The sequence below is a fragment of the Paenibacillus sp. JT31N11 genome (genome assembly GCF_056269285.1).
In genome coordinates this window covers 418,945-435,169 of the sequence record NZ_JBWDNQ010000005.1, presented here as the reverse complement: position 1 = coordinate 435,169, position 16,225 = coordinate 418,945, and the positions used below count along the sequence as shown (strand labels likewise).

The following is a 16,225-nucleotide window of genomic DNA, read 5'->3' as shown; positions in this document are numbered from 1 at the left end:
CCTTCTTCAGGTGGATAGATGAATGATTACTTACGGATAAACGGGTACAAATTGCAGGCCAAGCGTCTCGTCCCAGCCCATCATGAGATTTAAATTCTGGATGGCTTGCCCTGCTGCGCCCTTGACCAAATTATCAATGACCGATACGATGGTTACCCGCCCCGTCCGCTCGTCAACGGCGAAGCCGATATCACAGTAATTGGATCCCCATACTTCCTTCGTGGAAGGCCAGGTTCCTTCTTGGCGAATGCGGACAAAAGGTCGTCCTTCATAAAAGCTGCGGTAAAATGCAATAAACTCATCGGTGCTTCTTCCATCCTTGACCGAGGCATACATCGTACTCATAATGCCCCTGGTCATCGGCACCAAATGGGTGGAGAATGTGGTAACGACCGGATAACCGGCTTCCGCTGAGAGCACCTGCTCAATCTCCGGAATATGCTGGTGTTTATTCAGTTTATAAGCGCTGAAATTCTCATTAACCTCGGAATAATGCGAGCCCAGATTAACGCCGCGCCCCGCTCCGGATACACCGGATTTGGCATCAATAATAATCGTTGCCGGATCTATGTAGCCCGCCTTAACGGCTGGAATCAAACCCAGCAGCGTGGCTGTCGAATAACAGCCAGGGTTTGAGATGAGCGTCTGATCGCGCACCGCATCGCCGTATATTTCCGCAAGCCCGTATACGGCAAGATCCAGAGCATTCTGGGAGGCTGGCGTTTTTTTGTACCAGGTTTCATAGACTTCGGGTGACTTCAAACGATGATCGCCGGAAAGATCAATCACTTTGAGACCTGCTTCAAGCATTGATGGCGTCAGCTTGCTGGCGATTCCGGAGGGTGTCGCTATAAAAACAACATCCGCTTTGCTTTTGATAAGTGCAGGATCCACATCATCAAGCAAATCGGTGCGAATTTCTGTTAAATGAGGAAAACCTTCGGCTATTGGCGATCCTGCGCTCGACGAGGATATGACTGATGTCACCTCTGCCAGAGGATGGCTGGCGAGCAGCCGGATCAGTTCCACGCCCCCGTAGCCGGTAGAACCAATAATGGCTGTTTTCAGTTTTGAACCCATACATGCCCTCTCCCATCCGCTAACTTCCTAACTATCCATTTTACACGAAGCGAGAGACAGAGGAAATAGCCAGGTTTTTGTATTATTATACATTCATAATTATAATAATTCAATACTAAATTCCTGGTCGCCACAGCTTGTTTCAGGGCAAATTGAAGCCTTCCCCCAGAACCTCAGCCGTATCGCTGATGATGACAAAAGCCTTCGGATCAACCGCCTTCACCAGCTGCTTCAGCTTGGACACCTCACCCCGCCCAACCACTACCATCAGCACGGAGCGCTCATCGCCGGTGAATCCGCCGCGGCCGTCAAGCCTGGTCAGTCCGCGGTCCAAATCATGAAGCACCACCTGGATGATGGCTTCCGGGCAATCGGTAATAATGAAAGCCACCTTGGAGATCGCAATTCCGGTCTGGACAAAATCAATCGTCTTGCTCGTCGCATATAAGCCGATCAGAGCATAAAGCGCATTCTCAGGCGCAATCAATATTCCTGCAGCGGCGATGACAAAACCGTCAAAGCAAGCCACGGCAAGCCCCAGGCGCATGCCCGTATAACGATGCAGCAGCTGTGCCGCCAGATCCAGTCCGCCCGTGGACCCCCGCCCGCGGAAAACAAGGCCCAGACCTGCCCCGACACCAATGCCGCCATAGATCGCCGCAAGCAGCGCGTTGTCCGTGGGAGCCGGCCAGTGTGAGGTCAGGAGGACCAGCAGCGGCAAAACAAAAGAGCCCAGCGCCGTCTTCATCGCGAAACGACCGCCCAGCAGCCACAGACCCAGCAGAAACAGCGGCACATTGATCGCCCACTGCGTATACGCCGGCGGGAAACCCGCCGCCCGCTGTACCAGGATGGAGATACCGGACACCCCGCCTGATGCGATACCCAGCGGAACGAGAAACAGATTGAAACTCGCCGCAATCAGCAGAGAGCCGATCAGCAGGAGCGCGATGTTGATCGTTGCCTCCGAGTAGCGGCCTCTGCTGCCGTTACCTTTGTTTGGCTTTTTGCGTTGCGGGGAGAACGTCTCGCTTCTGCTCCTCGTTTGCTGTTTTTCGATCATGGGGGCTCCTCCTTCTTCAAATTGAGGATACCATCCTCAATTTATAATATGGTTGTATGTTCGCATCTTCCTGTGCGGCAGAGGGTACGAACGATGAAGTGCCGCCATCCCCTGGCGGCAAAGTTAGTTTCTTTTCTCAGTTTATCGTGAACAATACCAAGCTCTCCGTTTGTAGAATCATCATTGATTCGTATGTACACACAGATCTCACTGTTTAAAGAATATGAGGAAGCTCCGCAGGCTTCTTGGGTGCTCAGGGTCTTGCCCCCTCCTGCGATCGGAGCATTATCGGCTTGGACGATGCGTGCCTGGGGCACACAGCACAAAAAAAAGAGTTCCAACACTTTAACAGTGTCGGAACTCTTGCCCTTGCCTATGCATGGATTGTGTAAGTTTATGTTTGTTCGTGGCGAATCTGGCTGCGCAAATAGCCGTCGATGAAAATATCCAGATCGCCGTCCATCACAGCTCCCACATTTCCTGTCTCTACAGAGGTCCGGTGATCCTTGACCATGCTGTAGGGATGGAATACATAAGAGCGGATCTGACTTCCCCAGCCGATCTCCGATTGCTCGCCGCGGATTTCCGCCAGATGCTTCTTCTGCTCTTCGATCTTGCGTTCATAGAGCTTGGAGCGGAGCATCTGCATGGCACGTTCGCGGTTCTGAATCTGGGAGCGCTGTGTTTGACAGGATACAACAATACCGCTCGGAATATGCGTGATGCGGATAGCCGATTCCGTTTTGTTAATATGCTGTCCGCCTGCGCCGCTGGCCCGATACGTATCGACCTTCAGATCTTCCGAGCGAATATCAATTTCGATGGTGTCATCAATTTCCGGCATGATATCGCATGAGGCAAACGAAGTGTGCCGGCGTCCCGAGGCATCGAAAGGCGATATGCGCACGAGACGGTGAACGCCTTTCTCCGCTTTCAAATACCCGTAGGCATTATAGCCCTTGATGGAGATGGTCACACTTTTGATGCCCGCTTCATCGCCTGCCAGATAGTCCAGCACTTCCACCTTGAAGCCATGCTTCTCAGCCCAGCGCGTATACATCCGATAGAGCATCTGACCCCAGTCCTGCGACTCGGTGCCTCCGGCTCCAGGATGGAGCTCAAGGATTACATTCAGCTTGTCGTAAGGTTCGCTGAGAAGGAGCTGCAGCTCGAAGTCGCTTACCTTCTTCACAAGCGCAGTCACACTCTTGGCCAAATCAGCCTCCAGGGACTCATCTCCCTCTTCCTCGGCCAATTCCAGCATAGTAGACAAATCCTCATGCTCATTGTTCATTTGGTTGTAGTCATCGACTACGGACTTAACGGCATTCAGCTCCGCAATGGTGCTTTGCGCCCGGTCATTATCATCCCAGAAATCAGGTGCTGTCATCTTCTCTTCGAAGTTGGCGATCATCTCTTGCTTAAGATCTAAGTCAAAGAGACCCCCTAAGTTCCTGGAGTCGCTTAGCCATTTCACGCATATCTTGTTTCACTGTAATATCTATCATGTTACGCCTTCACCTCATCCTGTCGATTGCCCTGCATCTTGCAGCACGCTTAGGCCTGTTGACCATGGCACTGCTTGTATTTCTTGCCGCTGCCGCACGGACATGGGTCATTACGTCCTACACGTTCGTCCTTCTTAACGGGGCGCTTCTCCTTCGGCTCGCTGCTGCCTCCGGTCTCCGTCTGTCCCTTGGCAACTTCCTGACGCTCCAGATTGCTTTCAACCTGGGCCTTCATAATATATTTGGTGACTTCTTCCTGAATGTTATCAATCATTTCCTTGAACATTTCAAAGCCTTCAAATTGATATTCGCGCAGCGGATCCGTTCCGCCGTATGCACGCAAGTGAATCCCTTGACGCAGTTGATCCATCGCATCAATGTGATCCATCCATTTGCTGTCAACAGCCCTCAGCACGACAACCTTCTCAAATTCGCGCATCGTTTCGACGCCGATTTCTTCCTCGCGCTGGTCGTACAGGGCACTCACTTTTTCGTTCAGAAATTCTACAATTTCTTCCTTCTCTTTGCCCCACAGATCGTCCTTCGTGATCATGCCTTCATACAGGAATGTGCCCTGGGCATAATCGACGATCTCCTGCAGCTCCCAGTTCTCCGGCACCTCATCATCGGGACAATGCGCGCCGACAATCCGGTCGATAACCGGTGTAATCATATCCTGCACGATTTGGCGGATGTTATCCGAGTACAGCACTTCACGGCGCTGCTTGTATATGATCTCACGCTGCTGATTCATAACATCATCATATTGGAGTACGATCTTCCGCGTGTCAAAGTTGCTTCCTTCCACACGCTTCTGTGCGGATTCAATCGCCCGTGAAATAAGACGGCTCTCAATGGGCTGGTCTTCCTCGAAGCCCAGACGCTCCATCATGCTCATAATGTTGTCCGCACCGAAACGGCGCATTAATTCATCTTCAAGCGACAAATAAAACTGGGAGGAACCCGGGTCGCCTTGACGTCCGGCACGACCGCGAAGCTGGTTATCAATCCGCCGGCTCTCGTGTCGCTCCGTGCCCATAATATGCAGTCCGCCAATACCGGCAACCTCATCACCGAGCAAAATATCCGTACCCCGGCCCGCCATGTTCGTTGCGATGGTGACCGATCCGGCTTGCCCGGCGCGTGAGATGATTTCCGCTTCCTCGGCATGGTATTTGGCATTGAGTACCTTATGGGCCACGCCGCGGCGCTTGAGCATCTCCGACAGCTTTTCCGAGTTTTCGATCGAGACGGTACCGACAAGCACCGGCTGATTCTTGCCGTGACGCTGCACGATTTCCTCTACAACCGCCTTGAACTTCCCGTTCTCGGTTTTGTAGACGACATCGGCGATATCTTCACGAATCATGGTCCGGTTCGTTGGAACCTGGACGACATCCAGACCATAGATTTTCTTGAACTCTTCTTCCTCCGTCTTCGCCGTACCGGTCATCCCGGCCAGCTTGCGGTACATCCGGAAGTAGTTCTGGAATGTAATCGTTGCGAGCGTCATGCTCTCGTTCTGAACCTTGATCTGTTCCTTGGCCTCAATTGCTTGATGCAAGCCATCGCTGTAGCGGCGACCTGCCATCAGACGTCCGGTAAACTCATCGACGATGATAACCTCGTCATCCTGCACGATATAATCGACATCGCGCTTCATAATCGCATGCGCTTTGAGCGCTTGCTGTATATGGTGGTACAGCAGCACATTGGCATGGTCAAATAAATTCTCAATGCCAAAAGCCCGTTCGGTCTTCTCCACGCCCGCTTCCGTCAACGTTACCGAGCGGAGCTTGACATCGATCGTGTAATCATCTTCCGCCTGGAGCCGGCTTACGAAACGGTCGGCTGCAAAATAAAGCTCTGTCGATTTGGCGGCCTGTCCGGATATAATAAGCGGCGTTCTCGCTTCATCGACCAGGATGGAATCCACTTCATCTATAACGGCAAAATAAAGCGGACGCTGTACCATTTGTTCCTTGTACAGCACCATATTATCACGCAAATAATCGAAGCCGAATTCATTATTCGTTCCGTATGTGATATCGCAGGCGTACGCCTCTTGTTTCTCGGCATGGGATAAGCCATGCATATTGCAGCCTACCGTGAGTCCGAGGAAGTTATAAAGCTGCCCCATCTGCTGGCTGTCGCGGGAGGCCAAATAATCATTGACCGTTACCACGTGGACGCCTTTTTCGAGGAGTGCATTCAAGTAGACCGGGAGAGTCGCAACAAGCGTCTTCCCTTCCCCTGTCTTCATTTCGGCAATTTTGCCTTCATGAAGAACCATTCCCCCAACCAGTTGAACGTCATAATGACGTTTATCAAACACGCGAACTGAGGCTTCGCGTACAACGGCAAATGCTTCCGGCAGCAGGTCGATCAGCTCATCGCCGCCTTCGGCCAGACGGATCTTGAACTCGGCGGTTTTTCCCCGAAGATCCTCGTCAGATAATTGTGAAATCTTTGGTTCCAATTCATTAATTTGCTCTACAGTGCGCATGAGACGCTTGACTTCCCGTTCGTTCGCATCTCCGAATATTTTCTTTACAAGTCCGAGCATGGTCTTCCCCTTTCGTGGTTACGCCTAATGGATAAATTGTATCAGTTTGCGGCACTTCCCGCAATGCGAGTATAGCGTCAGCGACATTTTCCGCCAATGGTTATTCTTGCATTGTAAAAGGGCAGCGCTTCACGAGGAAGCCTGCCCTTGAATATTCATGAATGATAGAAGTTAAGTTTAGTATTGTTCAAGCAAGCCGTATTTGCCATCGTCTCTTTTGTAAACCACGTTCACTTCCTTGGTATCCACATTGGCGAACATGAAGAACGAATGGCCGACCATATTCATTTGAAGGATCGCTTCCTCCACATCCATCGGCTTCAGCATGAAGCGTTTGGTGCGGACAAGCTCATAATCATCCTCCTCCAGCACCTTGACCGGGGAAGTTTCATCCTTGAACAACATTTTGATTCCGCTCTCCTGGCGGAACTTGCGATTGATTCTGGTTTTATGTTTACGAATTTGCCGCTCCAGTTTGTCCACCACAACGTCAATTGAGGCGTACATGTCATCACTCTTTTCTTCGGCGCGGAGAAAAGCATTGGTCAGAGGGATCGTCACCTCAACGGCGTGTTTCCCTTTTGTGACGGACATCGTCACGGTTGATTCGGAGATTGGCTCTTCAAAATACCTATCCAGGCGACTAAGCTTCTTCACGACATAATCACGCATAGCGTCTGTCACTTGAATGTGCTGACCTCGAACATTGTATTTCATGGGCACTCCTCCTTTACATGTTCTTATTATATCATACCCCTCTGGGCGATCTCAAAAGCATTTTGTTGTTTTTTTCTGAATTTTCTTAATTTTTCTCAACCACAATTCTGCCCAAAAATGGATCCTCATTGTTGAAAATGGATAACCCTGTGCCTTTCTCAAATAAAATCGGGGAAAAGTCATATTTTGTAACCAGCTTGTCCAGCAAATGATCAGCGTCTATAAACCTGCGGTAGTGATTATCGTAAACCTTATTCCGACCCTCATCCTCAATCGTTCTGAATTCTGCAGCGAATTGGTCCCCTTTCTGCAGGTTTGACGAAAGAGTGTCAAGTAATATTTGCTCCGTTCTTTCATTAATAGAATGTAGTAAAAATCGGACATATACAATTACCGATTTGTTTTGTTTTTTCGTTCTTTGGATGACAGCAATTATAATATCATTCAATTTTCTGACATTTCCCAAGTCCACAACATTGAATTCAATATTCAAATTCTTAAATTTCGGATGATTCTTAGTCGTTTTATTCGCGCTAATCGCTTGTTTAGAACGATCAATGCCAACAACCTCATACCCATCCTTTGCGAAAGAAAACGCATCTCTTCCGGAACCGCAGCCAATGTCCAGAATAACGGATTGATCTGTAGACATGGATTTAATTAATAAACAGAAATTCGATTCATGTTGAATCTTTATTTCCCGGTAAAAATTGTCCCAATATTCCACGCTATCCTTTTCATTGACTTCCGCTGTTAGATAGTCCATTTGTCTGCCCCCTAGACATTCTATTTATTCCATCTCAATAAATCCTTACTATTCTCAAAAACCACTCTCTCAAATAAGTCTGACTTTTCCCTATACATTGCGGTCTCATCGACTTTACTGTTCTTGTTCAGAAGCACAGTATTGAACTGTTCTAGACTAACTGTCATATCGTTCAGAACGTTATCCGCTGTTTCAAATTGAAAGATATGCTGATCATCTGATATTGCCACTTGGTATTTTTGTCCCGGATGAATGAGTTGGGTCATCGCATATTTCCGTTCTTCCACACCCCCGAAGCAGTATGGCAACTTACCGTCTATATCAGTCGGAATCTCATTTCCACATAATTTCATTAGAATCGGAAGTATATCAACTGCCTCAATCAGTTCATGCGATATCATTTCAGGAACATCTCTGCCTCTCAGCATTAATGGAATTTTTCTCCGGCTGTCGTGCAGAATGCTGTTATCCCTTTCCAGAAAGGTCTGCCCATGATCGGAATGCATAAGGACCACAATGTCTTCATCAACATATTTCTTCGTAATAAAGTCATACAAAATGCCCAAGAAAATATCGAGTCTCTTAATTTCTTCATAATATTTCACGATTTTGTTTTCGTCATATTTGGTTTGGACGGAGGTTTCCCCTTGGTTCTTGTTTCCCAGCCGGTAGAGGATGTCAGTATTCATCTGGGAGTATAAGTTGTCCTCAATTTCATCGGGAACGCAATGAAGATCCATCAGAGATATGGAAAGGTAATTATTCTTCATGTGGAACGCTTCCAAGTGCTCGATGGCCTCCGTAATAACTTGTTTGCAATCCATTCCACCCAGCATATTTTGGTACACTATTCGATCAAAACCTTTATAGTAACCAAATGTAGGTGTTGTTCTCCAGTTGTTATTAATATTAGCGGTGAAGAGTCCTGATTCCTTGAAATATTCAGCCATTAGCTTGCTGTACTTTTCAATACTTACACAAGAACTGGGATGAAGCATTTTGTGTTTATAGGAGTACTTTCCTGTATTAATGCTCGCTTTGCTTGGTAAAGTCCATTCGCTCGTGGCGTAGCAATTAGCAGCTGTAAATCCTTTTTTGAAAAAGGCATATGTATTAGGCATAATATTTTCCAAACCGTGCTGTTCAAGAAATTTATAGGAGAGACCGTCGATAAACACCTTCAAAACAAGTTTCGGGGCTTTTGACTTGTCTTCCAGAGGAATCGGTGTACCGACAAATATATTTTTGTTTGCAGTTATTTTTAATGTTCCCGTCTCATCCAGCCGGATATAGTGATATTTATTGATGTGTAAAACTTTCTCAGAAAAACTGTATTGTCGATTATTGATCCAAAAATCGACTTTTGTCTGCGCTGCAATCAGTGATAAAGGGATCATTGAGGGCGTTTTTATGTCGATTTCTGCTTCACCTACGACAGTTATGCCTTTAAACATCTCTGTTTTAAAGTACATCCGAGAATCTTGATTAATATTGGCGGCAAGAAATGATTTATACATATTTACCATGTATTCATCACTGGTTCCCTTGTTCATAACATTTCGCACCATGCTCTCACGGTTATGATCAAGCGGAAATTCTCTGGCATCTACACTGCTTAATATTTTCTTAGCCTCGTTGATTATTTCATTATTTTGTGGCGATCTAATAATTTGAGCCGTAAGTTTTTTAATTGATTCGATACATTCTTCTTTTTCCTGTTGATTTCGTGAAATTTTAGCGGCAGAGGCAAGATATTTAAGACCTTCTTCCGCTCTGCCCAATGCTTCATATATAATTCCAAGATTAAAATTGATTTCAAAATTATAGGGAAACTTTTGTAGACCCTCCAGAAGAATATTCAAGGTTTTGTCGTGTTCTCCCTTTTGGTAATGCCAAGTCGCCTGCAAGGAATAAATCTCCGTATCTGTACTATATGTCAAGTACTCGGCGATCTTCTCTTGGGCTTCAGCTAATCGGTTCTGATTTAAATGTATGCTGATTTCATGACTAAGTGATTTTAAATAATTCAGCTGCTCTTTAACATTTTGCGTTGTTTCCATAAGTATGTATCTCCTCACAATGTGGTTTACGATGTAAAACCACATAAATTCTCATGTTTTATATATCGGCAATTAGAGAATTTTATATGAGTATTTGTTACCGAAAACAACAAAAAAGCCCTGGTTTCCCAGGGCACTGTTTGCATTCTTGGTTAAGCGTGAACCATATATGGTGTGGCCGCTTAACAGCCGGATGATTACAGTTTATTAACGTTTGCAGCTTGCGGTCCGCGAGCGCCTTCCACGATATCGAATTCGACCGATTGGCCTTCTTCCAGCGTTTTGAACCCTTCGGATTGGATTGCGGAGAAATGAACAAATACGTCGCCGCCCTGCTCAGTCTCGATAAATCCGTAACCCTTCTCAGCGTTAAACCATTTTACTTTACCTTGCATGCATAACATTCCCTTCATCTTCAAATAGCTGCGAGATCACGGTAAGCGTGGCCCGCAAATCGAATATACCACCGTTGTCACACAATTGTCAACGAATTTGTGTAAGCGAATACATTGCACTTATAACGGCAGTTATCCCTACTATTTTATAAAGCTTTTTTTTCTCTTTGAAACCATAAATTCATTTCTTCACCAAACATGCAGTCCGCCATCGACGATAATGTTGTGTCCCGTGACATAACGAGAAGCATCCGAAGCCAAATAAAGTACGGCTCCTACCATTTCATCAGCTTCTGCCATTCTTCCTAAAGGGACGCGTGCAGAGTATTTTTGTCTGAACTCTTCGTTCTGACCACTTTCTACTCCACCAGGAGTGAGGGTATTAACTCGAATACCATGTTTAGACCAATATGTTGATAAATAATTCGAAAGAGCAATTACGCCTCCTTTCGAAGCAGCATACACTGCGGGAGATGTAATAGGACGATCCATAAAATAAGAGCCTTCATAAATCCGATGATCCGGCGCCATTATCCCATATATCGAAGCAGTCTGGATAATGGATCCGCCTTCTCCCTGTTCTATCATTTGCTTGCCAACCTCTTTAGCAACCAGAAACATACCATCCAGATTGACCGACATAACTTCTCTCCATTGTTCCAGAGAATATTCTTCAAATGGAGCCAAAAACTGATCCAAATCTGAGGATTTACTAGCTGCATTATTATGCAAAATATGAATGCCACCCATGATACTAACGGAACGCTCAACCATACACGCCACTTGTGCCGGATCAGCAACATTGCATCCTATCCCTGCCGCCTTGACACCATATGTGGAGATCAAGTGGTCAGCAAACTCGACAGCCGCCGATTTCTCAAGATCCACTACCATTACGTTGGCCCCAAACTCAGCAAATCCAGCACAAACTTTACTTCCAATGATACCAAGTGCTCCCGTTACAATAGCGGTCTTACCTGTCAGATCGAATGAGCCTTTAAATGATTGATTCATAACATCATTTTCCTTCCCTGCCACCCAAAATCCATTCTACAAATTTCCAATCCAACTCGCTGTCTATATCGATTGAGCGTTCCTCAGGCATTTCGTAAAGCAGGGTATCCCCTTGAAACAAACCATAATCGCCTAACAAAATTTCTCTTTTCCAAACATATATAGAAGCATTCATATCAAAACATAGCGGTGCATCTTGTCTTCTTACTATAGGAACGGTTAGCGGCTTGGATAACTGAACGAATCCTTCATCGTTCAATTCTACAAGATTAAAATATGGAGAGCGCCGAGACGGCATCCCTGTGATAACATTGGATACGCCTCTCGATTCAAATAATTCAACTGCATTTCTAAGATCTTGAACCGTTCTTAACGGGGATGTGGCATCCAGATCAACAAGAGTAGAAAACTTATATTGCATAATTTCCTCTGCTTGCTGTACACAGTGACGTATAGCCGGAAGCTTCGCCGACGTATCCGCGGCCATATCCAACGGGCGATTTACGAGGATATCTGCTCCCCAGTCAGCCGCGACATCTAGAATAAGCTGTGAATCGCTACTAACAGCGATAATATCAAATAAGCCAGATTGCCTCGCTTGCTCAATGCTGTAAGCAATCAGCGGCTTTCCATGCATATCGCGAATGTTTTTATTTTTGACTCCTTTAGAGCCTCCTCTAGCGCAGATGGTGCATAATCTTTTCATTGTGTACCCACTCCCTGGATAGAATAGATCGTTCAACCGCATCGATCATGGATACAATTGCTTGTCCTTCTTCATAACTGCACAAATTCTCCCAATCGTTCTCCATTACAGCCTTGTGCTGAGCCAGATAAGTATCATCTCTATTCACTTTAAAAGATTCTACGCTGCCATCTCGTTCTAACGTTGCTTTGACAAAATCAATTTTGTACGTGTGACAATCTGTAACAACTACCATTTCTCTTCTTCCAGGCCGATCCAGACAATTGAGCTGAAAGTTTACTGATGGACATCTCACGGTTTGCATCATCACACTGCAGAAATCATCCGCAGAAGTCTCAAGAGAACTGTAATGCCCACCAAGCCCGGTGAGTGTCAGCCATGATCCGCAGATCCATGTTAAATAATCCAGTTCATGACTTAAATCCCTCAGCACTCCACCACCCTCATCTTTATGTGAGGAGTAACTTAACCTATAATCCCGGTCGGGCCGCCAATCTGGCAAGTATTGTCCCGCATAGGCTGTAATTGAAAGCAGCCGTTCCTCCTTAAGCAATTCCTTGAGCCGATAAAGAACAGGGTGAAAGCGAAGATTATAGGCCACAAAGATATTCATTCTTCCGCTATTCGCGATAGTTTCCTTTTGATGAAAAAGTGGCTTTTCAATAAGAACATTTCCGCTCCATTGAAGCCCCAAGAGTGTATTTAATGTTACAATATGCTCGGATGTTTGATTAGCAATAATGATATAATTTGGGTTAAACCTCTTTATGGCTTCCGCAATATCTCCAAGTACAACTGGAAATTCAACTATTCGTTTACTCACCACGGCTGTTTCAATATTTAAACCTTGAAGTAGCCTCGCATGACGCGCCCCAATTGAACCATAACCTACAACAAGCGCCTTCATCCAAAAACCTCTGAAAATTCACCGTTAGCCCGATTAAAGTCGTCCACTCTACCGATATCCAGCCAATACTCACGAATTGGAAAAACGGATGTTAATTTTTTTTGATCGATTAATGCCTGAAATAAATCGGGCATGTCCAAAAACCGATCCTGCGGAATATATTCAATCACTTCCGGATTGAGTATATAAATACCCCCATTAATAAAAAAACGTTGAGTCGGTTTTTCTTCAATTTGTGTTAAACGATGATCATCAATATTAACGACCCCATATGGAATTTGATATTCAAACTCCCTGACGCACATCGTTGCTGTTGCATTTATTTCCATATGATAATCTATTAGTTGTTGAAAATTGATCTTTGTTAATAAATCACCGTTCATAACTAAAATTGGCTTGGTTTGTTTTTCTTTAATTAAACTCAACGATCCTGCGGTCCCCATACGATCCAGTTCATCGATATAGGTAATTTCCGCACCCCATTTTGAACCGTCTCCAAAATACTCTTTAATCATATCCGCTTTATAATTAACACTGATCAGAAACTGATAGAAACCATATTCAAGAAAGTTCTCAATTATAATTTCCAGAATGGGCTTTGCTCCTATTTTCAATAGTGGCTTTGGGCAGTTTTCCGTTAATGGACGTAATCGCATCCCTAATCCACCAGCCATCAGAACCACCAAATTATCTCTCTTTTTATTCCCAATGATTTGGTCAATCAATTCGAGCCTCATTACAATGCCCTTATCATCAACGATTGGGATATGTCGAAGCTGCTTGTTTCTCATTAATCTAAGTATACGATGTTTATTATCAAAAGCTCTTGCTGTGACTGGAGTAGAATTCATTATGGTTGTGACACTTGAATCCAAACTCCCCCCTTTCAGAATACCCCGTCTGACGTCACCATCGGTAAGTGTCCCCAACAGCTTGTTATCTTCATTAACGACTAATGCAATTTGAAGGGTACCAGCATCAATAATTTTCAATGCATCGAGAATGGTTGCATTCGGAGATATGAATATATCCTTGATGTTTATCACCTGTGTGCCTCCTTGGCAGGAACTCCATAAACCTTTGCGCCCTCTTTAACCTCTTTTAAAACTAAAGACCCTGCTCCGACAATGCTGTTTTTGGAAATCTGCAAGCCTTGTATAATAGTAGATCCCGCTCCAATATGTACCCCATCCTCCACATTGACTTCTCCACAGATTGTGACTCCCGGAGAAATGTGAACGTGATCTCCAATTTTACTGTGATGATCAATCGAGCTTTTGGTGTTAATGATTGTATTTTTGCCTATATGAACACCAGTCTGAATGATAGAGCCCGCCATCACCTGCACCCCTTCGCCCAGCTGCACATTACTGGCAATGACGGATGATGGATGTAAAAGAGAAAGAAAACTGTAATCCCTATCCTTAAAACGGTTAAAGACTTGCTCCCTCAATACAGGCTGTGTTATAGATCCAATACCATTCACAAGTAATATCTCATCTGGCTGATATTGATTTATTGTTGGGTCATCTCCAATTACCCGAACGCCCATGTAAGTTTCATTCGATGGTTCCGGGGATACAAAACCAATTATATGGACGGAGCATAACATTAATAAATCACAACAAACTTTGGCATGTCCTCCATTGCCTAATATGATGACCGGAAGAACGCTCATCATTTCAATAGTTCATCTATTTCATAATCTCTGCCGGATATCTGGCCAAGCATTTCCCAGTAAAGGTTTGGAGATAGACCATTTCCGGGACGCTTCAAGACAATATTGTCTTCAGTAAATAACTCGCCTTTACGAATAGCTCGAGCCGCTACAATACTTTTCCTGGCAGCATTCTTGTTTTTCAATTCCGATTCTACGGGTCCCTTTACAAACGACCCTAATGATTTTTCTATCTCTCGAATGCTCTTCACCATTTGTTGTAATTCATCCGGTTCTAATGAAGCTTGTTGGTCAGGTCCCGGCAGAGATCTATCCATTGTAAAATGCTTCTCGATTACTACAGCCCCTAGTGCAACTGCTGCGATTGGAACACTAATTCCTATCGTATGATCAGAGTAACCTGCTCTCAACCCGAATGCATGGCCCAACGTTATCATCTTATTAAGGTGTACATCTTCATATTGGGTAGGATAATCGGTAGTGCAATGCAACAGTGTTACTTTTTCTTGCAGCGCAAGTTGACCTTTTTGAGATAAATAGGTTTTATTAAAGTTATCTAATGAGGGTTGTTCATCTTCATTAACGTAACCAAATGCAATAACACCAAGTGCACTTTCGATATCTCCTAATGTAGCAAGACCAGTGGATAATAGAATGGATTTTTGAGAAGTTGCCGCTTTGTATAGTAGAGGCATATTTGTTAAATCGCCAGAAGATATTTTCAATGCCGGCAAATTGAATTTATGTGCGAGCAGTTCAACACTATCCATATCAAACGGAGTGGACAAAAAATCAATATTTTTTTCAAAACAATATTGGATTAATTCGCGATGTGCTTCCTCGTTAAGTTCGAGTTTTTTTATCATTTCATATTGTGATTCGTTAGCATCTGTGAATTTCTTCTGATATTCTGCTTTTGAAGCATGCTTACTTACTAATCCTTCAGCTTTGAAGGTTTGAAATTTAACCGCATCCGCTCTGGCTTCAACAGCAGCATCTATCAGTTGCTTTGCCATTTCCAAAGAGCCATTATGATTGACTCCCGCTTCCGCGATAATATAAGTATGCTTACTCATTACATCCACACCTCTTTTAACAGCATAAAGGCCTCTGCAGCTTTACAACCAGATGCTACACCCCGAACCTTAGCAAGAGATCTTATAGCTTCTTCACTACGGGGAAAAGGAAACTCTGCTACCTCGCTCTTAAACTTAAGCATGATATTGATTTTAGCAGTTAAATACTTGTCAATATTATGGAAAACTTGTGGTCTGAAGCCATTAAGATCAGAATTAATGCCAAATTCAGTTTCCGATAATGTTTCATAGACAAGCACTTTTACTACTGACGGGTAACGGAACCATTTGCAACAAGCGATAGCTGCATCAAAAACAACGGCATGGTCTGTGTGTACGTCACCTCTGTATGGGATGTATACAACATTTGGTTGAATTTCCTTAAACACTTGCCCAATTGACCTGACCAAATCAGATATCATGGAGTGATCAAGACCTGCTGCCGGAAAAGCGAGCTTCCGTACAGAATCAAACTGATAGAGCTGCTCAACCTCGTCTATTTCCCATTCGCGTTCTTGAATTTGCTCAATGGAGTAGTTTAAGAGATCAGAAATTTTTGTGATGATTACCCAGTGAATTTCATGCCCCTGCTCTTTATGCTTTAATAATGTTCCACCACACCCTAGCGTTTCATCATCGGGATGCGGCGCAATGACGATTACTTTTGTCATTTAGCACCTCTTGAAGGA

At 44.8% G+C, this 16,225-nt stretch carries 15 protein-coding genes; all 15 read right to left on the bottom strand.

From position 1 onward, the window contains the following. Positions 1-30 precede the first annotated feature (30 nt). Positions 31-1,080 (bottom strand): N-acetyl-gamma-glutamyl-phosphate reductase, encoded by a 1,050-nt coding sequence (gene argC, locus AC0YNV_RS20520; protein ID WP_475769672.1) that lies wholly within the window; start codon positions 1,078-1,080, stop codon positions 31-33. 142 nt (positions 1,081-1,222) lie between these two features. Continuing rightward, complete coding sequence (locus AC0YNV_RS20515) at positions 1,223-2,143, bottom strand: YitT family protein (RefSeq protein WP_475769671.1); 921 nt, start codon at positions 2,141-2,143, stop codon at positions 1,223-1,225. Positions 2,144-2,537: 394 nt separating this feature from the next. Then, a protein-coding gene (prfB, locus tag AC0YNV_RS20510) for a peptide chain release factor 2 (protein ID WP_475769670.1) occupies positions 2,538-3,651 on the bottom strand; the annotation gives its coding sequence in 2 pieces (ribosomal slippage) (positions 2,538-3,578 and positions 3,580-3,651; 1,113 coding nt in all). Positions 3,652-3,700: 49 nt separating this feature from the next. Beyond that, the gene (secA, locus tag AC0YNV_RS20505) at positions 3,701-6,217 is read right to left on the bottom strand and encodes a preprotein translocase subunit SecA (RefSeq protein ID WP_475769669.1); all 2,517 of its coding nucleotides are present in this window, start codon (positions 6,215-6,217) and stop codon (positions 3,701-3,703) included. 177 nt (positions 6,218-6,394) lie between these two features. Continuing rightward, positions 6,395-6,934 carry a ribosome hibernation-promoting factor, HPF/YfiA family gene (gene hpf / locus AC0YNV_RS20500; RefSeq protein ID WP_210038982.1) on the bottom strand — a complete coding sequence of 180 codons (540 nt, stop codon included), beginning with the start codon at positions 6,932-6,934 and terminating at the stop codon, positions 6,395-6,397. An 85-nt stretch (positions 6,935-7,019) separates the two neighbouring features. Beyond that, positions 7,020-7,700 carry a class I SAM-dependent methyltransferase gene (locus AC0YNV_RS20495; protein WP_475769668.1) on the bottom strand — a complete coding sequence of 227 codons (681 nt, stop codon included), beginning with the start codon at positions 7,698-7,700 and terminating at the stop codon, positions 7,020-7,022. Positions 7,701-7,720: 20 nt separating this feature from the next. After that, positions 7,721-9,760 carry a sulfatase-like hydrolase/transferase gene (locus AC0YNV_RS20490; RefSeq protein WP_475769667.1) on the bottom strand — a complete coding sequence of 680 codons (2,040 nt, stop codon included), beginning with the start codon at positions 9,758-9,760 and terminating at the stop codon, positions 7,721-7,723. Between the two features lie 197 nt (positions 9,761-9,957). Continuing rightward, positions 9,958-10,155: a cold shock domain-containing protein gene (locus AC0YNV_RS20485; protein WP_125666700.1), complete on the bottom strand. Its 198-nt coding sequence runs from the start codon at positions 10,153-10,155 to the stop codon at positions 9,958-9,960. A 189-nt stretch (positions 10,156-10,344) separates the two neighbouring features. After that, positions 10,345-11,169, bottom strand: coding sequence for an SDR family oxidoreductase (locus AC0YNV_RS20480; protein ID WP_475769666.1), 825 nt, complete (start codon positions 11,167-11,169; stop codon positions 10,345-10,347). Positions 11,170-11,173: 4 nt separating this feature from the next. Continuing rightward, a complete protein-coding gene (locus tag AC0YNV_RS20475; protein WP_475769665.1) occupies positions 11,174-11,875 on the bottom strand; it encodes an acylneuraminate cytidylyltransferase family protein in 702 nt (233 codons plus the stop codon). Then, positions 11,847-12,782, bottom strand: coding sequence for a Gfo/Idh/MocA family protein (locus AC0YNV_RS20470; RefSeq protein WP_475769664.1), 936 nt, complete (start codon positions 12,780-12,782; stop codon positions 11,847-11,849). The genes AC0YNV_RS20475 and AC0YNV_RS20470 overlap by 29 nt, the downstream gene beginning before the upstream one ends. Beyond that, a complete protein-coding gene (locus tag AC0YNV_RS20465) occupies positions 12,779-13,828 on the bottom strand; it encodes a nucleotidyltransferase family protein (protein ID WP_210038988.1) in 1,050 nt (349 codons plus the stop codon). The genes AC0YNV_RS20470 and AC0YNV_RS20465 overlap by 4 nt, the downstream gene beginning before the upstream one ends. Next, positions 13,825-14,463: an acetyltransferase gene (locus tag AC0YNV_RS20460; protein WP_475769663.1), complete on the bottom strand. Its 639-nt coding sequence runs from the start codon at positions 14,461-14,463 to the stop codon at positions 13,825-13,827. Before AC0YNV_RS20460 ends, AC0YNV_RS20465 begins: the two co-directional genes overlap by 4 nt. Further along, the gene (gene neuB, locus AC0YNV_RS20455; protein WP_475769662.1) at positions 14,460-15,536 is read right to left on the bottom strand and encodes an N-acetylneuraminate synthase; all 1,077 of its coding nucleotides are present in this window, start codon (positions 15,534-15,536) and stop codon (positions 14,460-14,462) included. The genes AC0YNV_RS20460 and neuB overlap by 4 nt, the downstream gene beginning before the upstream one ends. Further along, entirely contained in the window at positions 15,536-16,207 is a 672-nt protein-coding gene (locus tag AC0YNV_RS20450; RefSeq protein ID WP_210038990.1) for a PIG-L deacetylase family protein, read from the bottom strand. Before AC0YNV_RS20450 ends, neuB begins: the two co-directional genes overlap by 1 nt. Positions 16,208-16,225 lie beyond the last annotated feature (18 nt).